The 14688-nt window shown below is 36.0% G+C and carries 11 protein-coding genes and 1 other annotated feature; all 11 genes read left to right on the top strand.

The genetic code is table 11. The features are described 5' to 3' along the window. Positions 1-40 precede the first annotated feature (40 nt). Entirely contained in the window at positions 41-694 is a 654-nt protein-coding gene (locus HMPREF0631_RS00995; RefSeq protein ID WP_002842830.1) for a potassium channel family protein, read from the top strand. An 11-nt stretch (positions 695-705) separates the two neighbouring features. Continuing rightward, the gene (locus tag HMPREF0631_RS01000) at positions 706-1488 is read left to right on the top strand and encodes a TrmH family RNA methyltransferase (protein ID WP_002842796.1); all 783 of its coding nucleotides are present in this window, start codon (positions 706-708) and stop codon (positions 1486-1488) included. Positions 1489-1645: 157 nt separating this feature from the next. Continuing rightward, positions 1646-1914 (top strand) — a binding site (T-box leader). A 45-nt stretch (positions 1915-1959) separates the two neighbouring features. Further along, on the top strand, positions 1960-2991 hold the full coding sequence (gene pheS, locus HMPREF0631_RS01005; RefSeq protein WP_002842815.1) for a phenylalanine--tRNA ligase subunit alpha: 1032 nt from the start codon (positions 1960-1962) through the stop codon (positions 2989-2991). A gap of 12 nt (positions 2992-3003) precedes the next feature. Further along, a complete protein-coding gene (gene pheT / locus HMPREF0631_RS01010; RefSeq protein WP_002842766.1) occupies positions 3004-5397 on the top strand; it encodes a phenylalanine--tRNA ligase subunit beta in 2394 nt (797 codons plus the stop codon). Between the two features lie 853 nt (positions 5398-6250). Then, positions 6251-6826: a cell division protein ZapA gene (gene zapA / locus HMPREF0631_RS01015; protein ID WP_002842803.1), complete on the top strand. Its 576-nt coding sequence runs from the start codon at positions 6251-6253 to the stop codon at positions 6824-6826. A gap of 68 nt (positions 6827-6894) precedes the next feature. Further along, positions 6895-9378, top strand: coding sequence for a DUF3656 domain-containing U32 family peptidase (locus tag HMPREF0631_RS01020; protein ID WP_002842779.1), 2484 nt, complete (start codon positions 6895-6897; stop codon positions 9376-9378). 33 nt (positions 9379-9411) lie between these two features. After that, complete coding sequence (locus tag HMPREF0631_RS01025) at positions 9412-11028, top strand: bifunctional ADP-dependent NAD(P)H-hydrate dehydratase/NAD(P)H-hydrate epimerase (RefSeq protein ID WP_002842790.1); 1617 nt, start codon at positions 9412-9414, stop codon at positions 11026-11028. 22 nt (positions 11029-11050) lie between these two features. Next, positions 11051-11509, top strand: a complete 459-nt coding sequence (locus HMPREF0631_RS01030; RefSeq protein WP_002842768.1) for an NfeD family protein — start codon at positions 11051-11053, stop codon at positions 11507-11509. Positions 11510-11527: 18 nt separating this feature from the next. Further along, positions 11528-12475, top strand: coding sequence for an SPFH domain-containing protein (locus tag HMPREF0631_RS01035; protein ID WP_002842825.1), 948 nt, complete (start codon positions 11528-11530; stop codon positions 12473-12475). A 117-nt stretch (positions 12476-12592) separates the two neighbouring features. After that, a complete protein-coding gene (locus tag HMPREF0631_RS01040) occupies positions 12593-12934 on the top strand; it encodes a DUF6483 family protein (protein ID WP_002842798.1) in 342 nt (113 codons plus the stop codon). A 212-nt stretch (positions 12935-13146) separates the two neighbouring features. Further along, positions 13147-14649, top strand: coding sequence for a DUF1846 domain-containing protein (locus tag HMPREF0631_RS01045; RefSeq protein WP_002842792.1), 1503 nt, complete (start codon positions 13147-13149; stop codon positions 14647-14649). Positions 14650-14688: the final 39 nt, after the last annotated feature.

The following is a 14688-nucleotide window of genomic DNA, read 5'->3' on the forward strand; positions in this document are numbered from 1 at the left end:
AGATTAAAATTAAAAGTATATGAATATTTAGAGGTGTAAAATGAAACAATACATGGTAATAGGAGCGGGTAGATTTGGCGTTTCAGTAGCCAAGACATTGATAAGAGAAGGACAGGAAGTCATGCTTGTAGACGGAAGTGAAGAGGTTGTCCAGCAACTTTCCGAGGATATAGAAAATATAGCTATAGTTGATGTTGCTGATGAAATGGCCTTAAAAAATGCAGGACTTAACAATTTTGATGTAGCTATAGTTGCTATAGGTACAGATTTGAGGGCGTCTATAATGGCTACCCTTATAGCCAAGGAGTCAGGTGTTCCGTATGTAATATCCAAGGCTAAGGACAAGCTACAGGCCCAGGTACTACACAAGATAGGGGCAGACAAGGTTATATTTCCAGAGGTGGATATGGGTGAAAAACTAGCCAAGTCTCTTGTATTTGAAAATGTACTAGACTATATGGATATAGATGAAAATCATACTATATTTGAGATGAGAGTGCCTTCCTCATGGGTTGGTAAAAATATGATAGACCTCCAGATAAGAAACAAGTTTTCTATGAATGTTGTTGCTGTTAAAAAGGATAAGCATTTTGAAGTACCGGCGGATCCAAACAAGGAGTTTTCTCCTGAAGATATAATTGTTGTAGCAGGTAAGATCAAGGATATACAGAAGGTAGCTAAGGGTATGCTTTAAAGGAGGCAAGTATGTATATTAAGAGTAAGGACAACGATAAATTCAAGCTAACAAAATCCTTGTTGACTACAAAATACAGGAACAAGGAAGGAAAGTACATAGCTGAAGGTCAAAGAACTATAGAGCTTGCTATAGAATACGGTGCTAGCATAGAATTTGTCTTTGTTAATGAAAGATTTTATAATGATCCTAGTAAGGGTGTCTTAATAGCAAGTTTAAAAGAAAGTACCCATGTGTATATCTTGGATGATTCCTTGTTTAGGCAGGTAGTAACTACTGAAAATTCTCAAGGAATATTGGCTGTAATAAATAAAAAGAAGATGGATAGTGAAGATTTCAACAAAAATAAGCATAAGAAGATTGTTGTTGTTGATAGGGTTCAAGACCCAGGTAATATGGGGACTATAATCAGGACTGCTGATGCGGCAGGTTTTGACCTTATTATATGCATCAAGGGTACTGTAGACTATTACAATCCAAAGGTTGTAAGGTCTGCTATGGGGTCTATGTTTTATATGGATATGATGAGCCTTGACAATGAAGAAGCAAGAGACCTACTAAAGGTAAATGACATAGATATTGTGTCTTCTTATCTCGATACAGAAAATTATTATGATAAGGTGGACTATAAGGAAAATACAGCCTTGGTTGTTGGAAATGAAGCCAATGGAATAAGTGACTTCTGGATAAGACAGTCTGATGTTTTAGTCAAGATACCTATGTTTGGTAAGGCTGAATCCCTTAACGTTGCTGTGTCATCTGCCCTACTGATGTACAAGATACTTGGTAGATAAGATATGTCATACTTGCAATCTAAGATATTTTTCTGTCAATTTTGATAAAGATGTTGATTTTTACAAAAACCAATGGTAAAATAAGTTTATTAGTTAGACAGGCAGCCTATAAACTAGGCTAGATTTGCCTAACATGATTATTATAATAGATATATAAAATAAAGCTATGATAGAGAAAAGTATTATCTAAAATATAATTCAGAGAGTAGTTGGTCGGTGAAAAACTATTTGTATTTGGATAAGAAGTTCCCTCTGGAGCAGCTTGGTTGAACACTAGATAAGTAGGCCAAGACGTGATGTGCGTTAAACTATTGAGTGGTTTATAGATATAATTAGGCTAAGTATCAAAGTTGATTTGGTAGTCTTAGTCAAAGATACTATAGACTATTAGGGTGGTACCGCGATTTCAGACCTTTCGTCCCTATGGATGAAGGTCTTTTTTTATTAGAAAAAACGGAAAGGATGTTGAGTATGCAGGAGAAATTAAAAGAACTAAGAAAAATTGCTGAAGAAAAAATATTAGCAGCGACTTCTCCAGAAGAAGTTGAAAAATTAAGGGTCGACCTATTAGGTAAAAAGGGTGAACTTACAAAGATATTAAAGGAAATGGGTAAGTTATCGGCTGAAGAAAGACCTATAATTGGTAAACTAGGTAATGAAGTAAGGGAAATTATAACTAACAATATTAAAGAAAAGAAAGAAATGATCAGTCGTGCTATCCTTGAACAGAAGATAGAATCTGAAACAATAGATGTTACTATGCCTGGTAAAGTTCCTCAGATAGGTAAGCAGCATATTATTTCAAAAATGATAGATGAGGTTACTGAGATATTTATGGGAATGGGATTTTCGATTGCTGAGGGTCCTGAAATAGAGACAGTAAGAAATAACTTTGATGCCCTAAATGCCCCAAAAGACCATCCATCAAGAGATATGACAGATACTTTTTATATCACTGAAGACATCCTTCTTAGGACACAGACATCACCAGTCCAGATAAGAACAATGGAAGAGGCCGTAAAGACAAACGACCTACCACTAAAGATAATAGTTCCTGGTAGATGTTTCAGGTCAGATAGCCCAGATGCTACACATTCACCAATGTTCCACCAGATAGAGGTATTGGTTGTTGGTAAGGACATCACATTTACAGAATTCAAGGGAACTATGGAAAAGTTTGTCCAGAAGTTATATGGACCTGAGACAAAGACAAAGTTTAGACCACATAACTTCCCATTTACAGAGCCAAGTGCTGAAATTGACGTATCATGCTTTAAGTGTGGTGGAGCTGGTTGCCCTGTATGTAAAGGAGAAGGCTGGATAGAAATACTTGGTGCAGGTATGGTGCATCCTAATGTTCTTAGAAACTGTGGTATAGACCCAGATGTATACTCAGGATTTGCAGCAGGTATGGGAGTTGAAAGACTTGCTATGTTAAAGTACGGTATAGATGATATAAGACTTATGTTCGAAAATGACGTAAGATTCTTAGACCAGTTCTAGAGGAGGTAGTGTATGTTAGTATCATTAAAATGGTTAAGAGATTATGTAGATATAGATGTGGACGCTAAAGAGTTTGGCGACCTAATGACTATGACTGGAACTAAGACTGAAACAGTTGAGTTCTACGGTGAAGAGATAGAAAATGTAGTAGTTGCTAAAATCCTTGAAATTGCAGAACATCCAGATGCAGAGAAATTAGTTGTGACACAGGTGGATGCAGGTCAGGGCTCACCTATTCAGATAGTTACAGGAGCTAAGAATATCAAGGTTGGCGACTATATACCCCTTGCTATAGATGGGGCAGTCCTACCTGGTGGCATAAAGATCAAAAACTCCAAGCTAAGAGGGGTAGCATCAAACGGAATGATGTGCTCTGCAAAGGAACTTGGAATAGATGAGAAGTTTGTGGAAGACTACAAGAAGAATGGAATCTATATCTTGGATATGGAAGACTCATATGAAACAGGCAAGGACGTAAAAGAAGTCCTAGGTCTAACTGATGCAGTAATAGACTTTGAACTTACTTCAAACAGACCGGACTGTAGGTGCATGATAGGTATAGCAAGAGAGGCAGCTGTTACACTAGGTAAAAATACAAAGTATCCTGAAATAAGTGTAAAAGAAGAAGCTGACAAGGAAATTGATGTAGATATCAAGATAGAAAGTCCAGACCTTTGCACTAGATATATGGCAAGAAGAGTAACTGATGTCAAGATCGAAAAATCACCATATTGGATGCAAAGACGTCTTATAGAAGCTGGAGTTAGACCAATCAACAACATAGTCGACATAACTAACTTTGTAATGTTAGAAATGGGTCAGCCTATGCACGCATTTGATATGAGAGAAATAGGCAATAACAAGATAGTTGTAAAAAATGCAGTAAAGGGTGAAAAGTTTACAACACTTGATAAGCAGGAAAGAGACCTTGACGAAGATATGTTGATGATAACTAATGGAGAAAAGACTCTTGGTATAGCAGGTATCATGGGTGGTCTAGATTCTGGTGTAAAGGAAGATACAGTTGAAATAATGTTTGAGTCTGCTGTATTCAACAAGGAAAACATCAGAAAATCATCTAAGAAGCTAGGTCTAAGATCAGAAGCATCATCAAGATTCGAAAAGGGTGTGTCAGAAGAAAATGCAGCCCTAGCCCTTGAAAGAGCAGTCCAGTTAGTTGAATTACTTGGTGCTGGTAAGGTTATGAAGGGTGTAGTAGATGTATATCCTAATCCAAAACCAGCTCAGACGATCACAGTCAATCCAACTAGGATCAACAAAAGAATAGGCGTAGATATACCTATGGACAGGTTTTGCAAGATAATGGAGGACCTAGAATTTAAGTGTGATCTAAAATCTGATCAAGAGTTAGTACTTGAAGTACCAGCATTTAGGCTTGATATCGAGCAGGAAGCAGATATATTTGAAGAAATAGCTAGAATATACGGATTTGCTAATATACCATCAATTCAGCTACAGGGCAACACTACAGCAGGTGTAAAGACTGACAAGCAGAAGTTCCTAGACAAGGTAAAGACTACAGCTATAGGCTCAGGAATGTATGAAATACTTACATACTCATTTGTCAGCCCTAAGGGACTAGATAAAATCATGGTTCCAGAAGATTCAAACCTAAGAGATGTAGTAAAACTACTAAACCCACTAGGTGAAGATACATCAATAATGAGAACTACACTTATACCAAATATGATGGATGTAATTACAACAAATATATCTCATAATATAGATACAGCATCAGTGTTTGAATGTGGTCATGTGTTTACACCAACTGATATGGCTGGAGTAGAAGAAACTAGGATATGTCTAGGTATGTATGGAGAAGACAAAGACTTCTTCACCCTAAAGGGAGTTCTTGATAGGATATTTGAAAGAGTAGGAATAAAGGATCAGACATACCTAGCAGATAAGACAAACACATCATTCCATCCAGGTAGGTGTGCAGATATCTTGGCAGGAGAAACATTCCTAGGAACAATAGGAGAAATCCACCCATATGTATTAGAAAACTACGGAATATCTAAGAGAGTGTATATAGCAGAAATAAAGTTAGACGAGGTATATACTCATAGAAACGATACAATAATATTCAAGGCCCTACCAAAGTTCCCGGCTTCATCAAGGGATATCGCCTTACTTGTAAAGGACCAAGTATCAGTAGGAAGCATAGAAGAAGTGATCATGTCAAATGGAGCAGGACTAGTAGAAGCTTGTGAGTTATTTGACGTATATAAGGGAGACCAGATAGAAGAAGGCTACAAGTCAGTTGCTTATTCAATATCATATAGAAGTCTTGAAAAGACACTTACAGATGATGAAATCAGTCCAGTACATTCTAAGATCTTAGAAGAACTTGAGAAGGAATTGGATGCAAAACTAAGAGACTAGTTTTGAAGGAAGTATGTTAATCCTTGCTTAAAAAACTGTTTATGTAAACTATAGGAAGTATGTTAGTCCTTATTAAAAAACTGTGTAAGTAAAATATAGGAAGTATGTTAATCCTTATTAAAAAACTGTTTAAGTAAAATATAGGAAGTATGTTAATCCTTATTAAAAAAACTGTCGTAAGAATATATAATATCAGTGCTTGGTCACTGAAAATTCCAAATGTGCTTTGCACCTGGAATTTTTTAATCGTGACCTTTGCACGATATTATGGATATTCTTCGCCAATGTTTTTTTGCACAAGGATAGAACATACTTCCTTTTTATGTTTTAATAGAGTTGATTATGTAATCAAGTGCACATTAGCTATATAGCTTTCGTCGGCATAATTTCTGAGTATGTTATATATGAATTTTTTTACCAACTTTAAGTCATCATTAAGGTGTTTATTTTCATCTTAGTTTCATACAATATATCTTATTTTTACAACTAACTATTAATTGTGATAGCTAGAGTGAATACTTTTAAGAAAACATTGGCGATGAATATTAGTAACTTCATGTGAGTAAACGGTTAAAAAATTCCACTGCAAAGCACATTGGAATTTTGAGTGTCGAGCATAGAAGTTACATATTCATTCGACAGTTTTAAAAAGTATTCATTCAGCTACACAGACAATACATTCAGCTATCTAAATAAGATATATTATATCAATATGCATATTCATGAGACAGCTTTAAAAAGTATTAAGAATCTACCAATGGAATAGATTTAACATAAAGCCATAAATGTATGGTAATGGTCTTAATTATTTGATATACTAGAGAGTAGTATAAATATTATGACGAGGTGCATTATGAACAGAGTAAGTGTTAGGATAGATGGTGTTGATTACAATATAGCAGGTGAAAAGCCAGAAGCAGAAATAGTAAAGGTAGCAAAATACATAGACAATGAACTTAAGGAGATTTTCTCAAAGGCTCCAAGTCTTACAAAGATAAATGCAGCTATTCTTATGTCTGTAAATGTGGCGGATAAACTATTTGATGCTAGGAGTGAGAATGACCAGCTTAAGGATAAGATAGAAAAACTAGAATCTTCAATCACAAACACAAGTGAAGATCTTGAAAAGGAGTTTGACAGCGTATTAGAAAAATTGGCCCAGTCTGATGAAATGCTAGCTAAGGTCAAGTCTGAAAGGGATCAATTGAAACTTGATCTAGAAGAAAGAGATTCTAAGATAGAATCTATATCACTTGCAGGATCTAGTGCTAGTGACCCTGATATAGAAAAAAAGATAAAGTCAATGCAGATGCAGATAAAGGAAATGGAAAACAAGGTAGCAGTTGCTGAAGCTATGGCTACTGAATTTCAAAATAAGGCCTATAATATTCAGCTAAATTATGAGGAATTAAAAAATAGCATAAAATAATGACATATACTAAAGGCTACAGAGATTGATCTATGTAGCCTTTTGTAACGAAAATAAGGTGGTAAAGTATGATAAATAAAAACTTAGAATTATTGGCTCCTGTGGGTTCTTTTGAGGCCTTAAAGGCAGCGGTTCAAAATGGAGCAAACGCTGTATACTTAGGCGGAAAGGACTTTAGTGCTAGGGCTAGTGCTAACAATTTTGACAGGGATGAATTGATAGAAGCTGTAAAATATTGCCATATAAGAGGATGTAGGGTATTTGTGACGGTGAATACTCTTATAAAGCAGACTGAGATAGAAGATTTTATAGAATATATAAAATTTTTGTATTCTATTTCTATAGATGCCCTTATTCTTCAGGATATAGGTATGGCTACAAGAATACACGAGATTTTACCTGATTTTGAATTACATGCCTCTACTCAGATGGCAGCCCACAGTCTAAATGATGTTAAGTACCTTGAAAGTCTAGGCTTTAAAAGAGTTGTACTTGCTAGGGAATTAAATGTAGGTGAGATTGCCCAGATATGCCAGGCTACAGATGTGGATATAGAGGTGTTTGTCCATGGAGCCCTATGCGTTTCTTATTCAGGCCAATGTCTGATGTCTTCTGTTATGGGGACTCGTTCAGGAAACAGGGGAAGGTGTGCCCAACCTTGTAGGCAAAAATATAAGATATACAATGAGATAGAAGATACATATGTAGATACTGGGGGGGACTACCTACTCAGTCCAAGAGACTTAAATTCTATTGAACATATTGGAGATGTTCTTGAATCAGGCCTGATGTCACTCAAGATAGAGGGCAGGATGAAAAGACCTGAATATGTAGCCACTGTTGTATCATCTTATAGGGATGCTGTATTAAATTATCTTGAAATGCAAAAAAACAGGACCTCAAGTCTTGGTAGACGAGATATAAATATAAATGCAAAATCTATTAGAAAGCCTGTATCACAAGAAACTATTGATAACCTATACACAATATTCAATAGGAAGTTTACCCATGGTTATTTGCTAGGTGAGGTTGGCTCGGATATAATGAACAAGCAAAAGCCAAATAACAGGGGTCTATATATAGGTAAGGTTATAGGATTTAATTCAAAGTCTAAGAAACTGAAGATAAAGCTAGAAAAGGAACTTAAAAAAGGAGATGGCCTAAATATAGGTGGGGGCCAGATAGGAAGAATAATAAGGGGCAAGACTATAGACACAATAGGACATCCTGGTCAAGTCGTTGAAATAGACTATACCCAAAATATTCCTAAGGGAACTGAGATATTTAAGACAAGTGACAAGGACCTTATAGACAGGGTGCAGAAGACCTATTCTGAGGACAAGGACTATGTCAAGATTCCTCTAACTGCAAAGTTGTATTTGAGTTTGGGTGAGTATCCTTGCCTAGAAATGTCAGATCCAGATAAAAATCATGTCAGAGTGTATGGGGAATCTAGGGTTGAAAAAGCCTTAAAGGTTTCAATTGACCAAGAAAAGGCCTACAAACAGCTAGCCAAGCTTGGAGATACGCCATACTGCTTGGACAAGGCGGATTTTGAGATAGGACAAGGCCTAAGCCTACCAATTAGCCAGCTAAACAATATCAGGAGGGCTGCTATTGAAGAACTATCTGCTATGAGGGTTAAAATAAAAGAGAGGAATTATTTATCTCTAGGAGAGCACAAGGATAGACTGTCTAGCCACCATGAAAATAAGAACTATGTAGAAGAGATAAATGTTTCTTGCAAAAATATAGAACAATTAAAAGTACTACTAGACCTAGAGGTTGATAGGGTATATTATAGAGATATAAGGACTATAAAAGAGGCTATAAAAATATCTAAAGAAGCAGGTAAAAAAATATACTACTATATGCCTAGGATTATCAGAACAAATGAAAAATATATATATTCATGTCTTGACCAGTTAGAAAGAGACTACCTAGACCAGCTAGATGGTTTTAGGCTGTCGAATTATGGTGAGATATACTATATTAGGAAGAACTTTGCTGACAAGGAAATACTTGTGTCATCTTGGCTTAATATTTTCAACGAGAGGTCTATACATTTTTACAGGGAAAACAATATGGGACTTATGTGCCTATCTCAGGAAATGTCTTTGAACCAAATCAGGAATCTGGCAACTAGCTGTCATGACCTAGAATACAGGGTCTATGGCTATACTGAAATGATGTTGAGTGAGTACTGTCCAATGGGAGTATTAACAAAGGCCTGCAAGAAAAACAAGAGGGATGCCCAATGTTCAAAGGCTGATTATTATCTTGAATCCAGTGATAATAGAAGGTATAGGCTATCCCAGGATGAAAACTGCAGGACTACAATATACTCAGACCAAAGAGTGAGCTTAATCCAAGATCTAGATAGGTTGGAAGATGCGGGCATATCAAAGTTTGAACTTGATTTTAGTTTTGAAGATTCTTTAGAGACGAAGAAAATAGCAAGGGCTTATATAGATAGGTTGAAGAATTCTAAAGAGGTTGACCTTGATATTAGAAATTATGATACAGGCCATCTCTACAAGGAAATAGACTAGAAGAAAAAGGTAAATATTAAAGGAGGTATTGTCATGATAATAGGATCAGCAGCTTTGACAAGAAAAATGGACGAAATGTGTATGGATACTTTTAAGATACCATCGATTGTTTTGATGGAAAATGCTGCATCAGCTGCCACTAAAAGAATAGAAGAGATATTGGATAGTCAAGGCCTGTGTGGTCAAAGGTTATTTACAATATTGAGTGGTGCTGGTAATAATGGTGGAGATGGTCTTGTTATAGCAAGGAAGCTAAGCATAATGGGTCATAGGGTAAGGGTCATTTTTATCGGTCAGGAAGAAAAGATGACAGAGTCTACTAGGACCAACATGGATATTATTAGGTCCATGGGGATTGAAATCCTATCCTTTGAACATGGAGACTACCATATGAATGATACAAAGATGACAGGAATCCTTAAACAAACTGACTATCTCATAGACTCTTTATTTGGTGTCGGTCTAAATAGGGACTTAGATTTTTCCTACATTGGCCTAATTGGAATGGTAAATAGGGCTAGAGAAATGTATTCTTTTAAAACAATAGCCATTGACACTCCATCTGGAATAGATCCTACAAGTGGTCAAATAATGGGAGATGCAATAGAGGCTGACTATACGATTACTTTTGAGTATTTTAAGGAGGGGTTCTTGAACTACTCTATAGAAGACTATCTTGGTCAAGTCTTTGTAGAGCCGATTGGAATACCTGATAAAGTATATAATTATATAGAAAGGCAAGATAGGACTAAGTTTGGAGCTAGTATAGACCAGTCCGCAGACAGACGAGACTTTATAAGTGGTAGATTTGTAGATATAGACTATATAAATGACATACTCAAAGATAGAAAGCCTTCATCTAACAAATCTGACCTTGGAAAAGTACTGATCTATGCTGGTTCTAAGGGCTATTATGGGGCTGCATATCTAGCTTCTAGGGCTGCAAGTAAAACAGGTTCGGGACTTGTTACCCTAGTTTCTGACGAGGATACTGTCGGGGTAAATGCTACTAGACTAGTTGAGGAGATGACATGTCTAGATGATGATAAGGAAAGACTGGAAAAGTTGCTAGCAAAGGCTGACGCAATTGCATTTGGACCGGGAAAGGCTGACAAAAAAATCAGTAAGGTTCAGTTGGAATCCTTGTTAGATGACTTAGAATCAGGGACTAATAAGCCTAGTCTTGTTATAGATGCAGGTGGTTTGGATGTATTCGATCCTAGTAGAATGGCAAAAGGAAAAGATGTAATCATGACACCACACAGTGGAGAGTTTGCGAGGATGATAGGTCTTAGCCCGAGTGAGGTAGACCAAAATAGGTTTCAACTAGCAAAGGGCTACGCAGCTAGAAATGGTATCGTCTTAGTTTTAAAGGGTAAGAATACGATTATTAGCGATGGAAACAGGACATACGTAAATACAACTGGTAATCCAGCTATGGCAAATGGTGGTATGGGAGACGTCCTTACAGGTATTATAACATCCCTTTGTGGTCAAGGTTATGAAGCTTTTGAAGCTGCTGTTTTGGGAGTTTACCTACATGGATTAATTGGAGATGGAATATTTAAAAATAAATATGTTATAAACGCAAGAGATTTAATAAAAATGATACCAAAAACAATCAAAATATTATATAATAGAAAAAAATAGTTTTTTTGTAAAGGAGGCTATCATGTTTGGGTTAAGTATAAAGGTTATTTGGATATTAATAGCAGTTGCCTTTGCTATAGGAGAGGCTGCAACTCTTAGTCTCGCCCTTATATGGTTTAGTGTGGGCTCATTGGCTGCACTAGCTGTATCATATTTTACACAATCACTGGCAATACAGTTGGCGGTATTTTTGATAGTATCTTTTGGTCTTCTATTTATAGCTACTAAAAAGCTGATTAAGATGGACAGGGATAAAAATAATACCCATTGGGCAAGTGTAGATACGAATACGGATGCCTTTATAGGCAAAAAAGGCTATGTTATTGGAAGAATAAGTCCTGAACAACCTGGTCTTGTCAAGGTCAAGGGTGAAGAATGGACAGCTGTTTCCAATGAAGAGGGGCAAATCCTTGAAGTGGGAGAAGAAATCCTTGTAAAGGGAATACAGGGTGTCAAACTCCTTGTAGAAAAAAGAAAATAATATTTTTGGAGGTAGTTTATGGTAAGATCAGTAATTACAACAGTATTAATCCTTTTGGTTTTGCTAGTAGTAGTCAGGTCAATTAGGATAGTAAAGCAGGCAAGGATGGGTATTATCATGAGACTTGGTAAATTCCATACAGAGGCCAAAACAGGTATTCACTTATTAGTTCCATTTATTGATACTATGTCTTATATGATTGACCTTAGGGAGATGGTAGTGGATTTTCCACCTCAGCCAGTTATAACTAAGGACAATGTAACTATGCAGATAGACACAGTTGTATACTACAAGATAACAGATCCAAAGTCATATGTGTTTGAGATAGCAAACCCTATATCCGCTATTGAGAACCTGACAGCGACTACTCTAAGAAATATAATAGGTGACCTTGATTTAGATGAAACTCTTACTTCGAGAGACCTTATAAATGCCAAGATGAGGACTATACTTGACGAGGCAACAGATATATGGGGTATTAAGGTCAATAGAGTTGAGCTTAAGAATATAATGCCACCAAGGGATATACAGGCTGCTATGGAAAAACAGATGCGTGCAGAAAGAGAAAGAAGAGAGGCTATACTTCAGGCAGAAGGAGAAAAGCAGTCTAAGATTCTTATTGCAGAGGGTGAAAAGCAGTCTGCAATCCTAAGAGCAGAAGCTAAAAAGGAATCAATGATAAGAGAAGCTGAAGGTGAAAGAGAATCTAAGATTCTTGAAGCACAGGGTGAAGCTGAGGCTATTAGAAATAAAAAACTTGCAGAAGCAGATGGTATTAGAAGTGTATTCACTGCTATGAAAGAAGCAAATGTGGATGATAATATACTTGCACTTAAGTCAATGGAAGCTATTGAAAAATTAGGTGAGAGTCCATCTTCTAAGTTAGTACTTCCATCAGATGCTGTAAATTTCCTAGGTACTTTTAAGGGCATAAAGGAAGTAATGTCTGACAAGGAGAGTAAATAGTTATATATATTATGGGTCCTCAACAATATGCTTGGGGACTTTTATATGTCTTAGAACTTTGTTTTTGAATTTAAGATGAAATTTTTTTTGAAATATAAATTAAGGAGATTATAAATTATGGGTTTAATAGACAGATTACAAAATCAAAAAAGAGAGCAAGTATTCAAGGAGCTCTTAGGGAAAAAATACTCTAGCCTAAATGATTTAAATTTTGCATATGATCCTATTGAAGAGATTCTTTTGATAAGAATTAAAAGACTCGTAATGGATGGTAAAATAAATGAGGCAGAGGATGTACTATTTGAATCAATAAAAAAGTCAAAGACAGCAAATTCAATCTATATAGCAGGTGAGTTTTATACTATGTTAAAAGAATTGAGTGAAGAACAGTTGAAGGAGAGAAACTTTAGTCCAGAGGAGATAGATGAAGGAATTGCAGATATTAAAGAGCTATTTTAGTTAGGGATAGAATTCAAATAAAAATAAAGGTAAATACCGTCTTGATTTTTACCAGAAAAAATTGTATAATAAATACTTATTGATGCAAAAAACATACAGCTAGGCCGTATGTCATGTATTAAAGAATTTGTGATGGAATTCTATTTTAATACATTTTATGGCTTTAGTCAAGAAGTTTTTTGAAAATAAAATTATAAAATAGGAGAGTTAATATGAAAATTGGATTTGATCACAACAAATATCTAGAGGAGCAGTCAAAATATATACTTGAAAGAGTTGATAACTTTGACAAGCTATATATAGAATTTGGAGGTAAGTTGATAGGAGACTTACACGCTAAAAGAGTTTTACCAGGATTTGATGAAAATGCAAAGATTAAGGTTCTTAGCCATATAAAGGACAAGGTTGAGATAATTATATGTGTTTATGCTGGTGATATAGAGAGAAACAAGGTAAGAGGAGACCTAGGTATAACTTATGATATGGAAGTTATGAGATTGATTGATGACTTGAGAGGTTATAATCTTGATGTCAATTCAGTTGTTATAACTAGGTACGAAAATCAGCCTGCTGCAACAATACTAATTAACAAGTTAGAACGTAGGGGCATAAAGGTATATAGACACGGACCAACAAAGGGGTATCCAGTCGACGTTGATACTATAGTAAGTGAAGAGGGATTTGGAGCCAATCCATATATTGAAACAACTAAGCCTATCGTAGTTGTGACTGCGCCGGGTCCTAATTCAGGAAAGCTTGGAACATGCCTAAGTCAGCTATACCATGAAAACAAAATGGGAAAAACTGCTGGCTATTCAAAGTATGAGACATTCCCAGTATGGAATCTACCTCTTAAGCACCCGGTAAACATTGCCTATGAAGCAGCAACAGTAGACCTAAAGGATGTCAATATGATAGATTCATTCCATTTAGAGGCCTATGGTGAGTCAACTGTAAACTATAATAGGGATATTGAATTATTCCCAGTTCTTAAGAAGATCATAGAAAAGATAACAGGTGAAGAATCTATGTTCCAGTCTCCAACTGATATGGGTGTTAACAGGGTTGGATTTGGTATAGTGGATGATGATGTTGTAAGGGAAGCTTCAATACAGGAAATAATTAGAAGATACTACAAGACAATGTGTGACTACAAAAAGGGTAACTTGGACAAGGAAGCTGTAGATAGGATGAAGATGATAATGGAAGGTCTAGGCCTAAAGGGCGAAGATAGGGAAGCTGTCAACGTTGCTAGAGCCTATGTTGAATCACATTGTCCGAACAATGATAATTCTGCTTGTCAGGGACTAGGTATGGTATTAGAAGATGGTAGAAAAGTAACAGGTAAGTTCTCAGATACAATGAATGGGGCTGCAGCTGCTATCTTGAATGCAGTTAAGATACTTGCAGATATAAATGACGATATCCACCTTATATCACCATTGGTACTTGAACCTATTATAAACCTAAAGAAAAATGTCCTAAATAGCAGAAATGTCTCACTAAATGCTGAAGAAGTTTTGATGGCTCTTAGCATCAGTGCTGTAACAAATCCAGTAGCAAAGTATGCTGTTGATAAACTTGACTTGTTAAAAGGGTGTCAAGCCCACTCTACAGTAATTCTTTCAAATAGTGATGAACAGGTATTTAGAAAGCTTGGTGTAGATGTTACCTGCGATCCTATATACCAGTCAACTAACCTTTACGAGGGATAAGAGACTAATAGTAAGACAAAAATAAATAAAATGTCGTTT

The organism is Peptostreptococcus anaerobius 653-L (assembly GCF_000178095.1).
In the GTDB taxonomy this organism is placed as follows: Bacteria; Bacillota; Clostridia; order Peptostreptococcales; family Peptostreptococcaceae; genus Peptostreptococcus; species Peptostreptococcus anaerobius.

Bases quoted from the DNA above. Each gene is read 5' to 3' on its own strand.
- HMPREF0631_RS00995 (WP_002842830.1), top strand. From the start codon at position 41: ATGAAACAATACATGGTAATAGGAGCGGGTAGATTTGGCGTTTCAGTA.
- HMPREF0631_RS01000 (WP_002842796.1), top strand. From the start codon at position 706: ATGTATATTAAGAGTAAGGACAACGATAAATTCAAGCTAACAAAATCC.
- pheS (WP_002842815.1), top strand. From the start codon at position 1,960: ATGCAGGAGAAATTAAAAGAACTAAGAAAAATTGCTGAAGAAAAAATA.
- pheT (WP_002842766.1), top strand. From the start codon at position 3,004: ATGTTAGTATCATTAAAATGGTTAAGAGATTATGTAGATATAGATGTG.
- zapA (WP_002842803.1), top strand. From the start codon at position 6,251: ATGAACAGAGTAAGTGTTAGGATAGATGGTGTTGATTACAATATAGCA.
- HMPREF0631_RS01020 (WP_002842779.1), top strand. From the start codon at position 6,895: ATGATAAATAAAAACTTAGAATTATTGGCTCCTGTGGGTTCTTTTGAG.
- HMPREF0631_RS01025 (WP_002842790.1), top strand. From the start codon at position 9,412: ATGATAATAGGATCAGCAGCTTTGACAAGAAAAATGGACGAAATGTGT.
- HMPREF0631_RS01030 (WP_002842768.1), top strand. From the start codon at position 11,051: ATGTTTGGGTTAAGTATAAAGGTTATTTGGATATTAATAGCAGTTGCC.
- HMPREF0631_RS01035 (WP_002842825.1), top strand. From the start codon at position 11,528: ATGGTAAGATCAGTAATTACAACAGTATTAATCCTTTTGGTTTTGCTA.
- HMPREF0631_RS01040 (WP_002842798.1), top strand. From the start codon at position 12,593: ATGGGTTTAATAGACAGATTACAAAATCAAAAAAGAGAGCAAGTATTC.
- HMPREF0631_RS01045 (WP_002842792.1), top strand. From the start codon at position 13,147: ATGAAAATTGGATTTGATCACAACAAATATCTAGAGGAGCAGTCAAAA.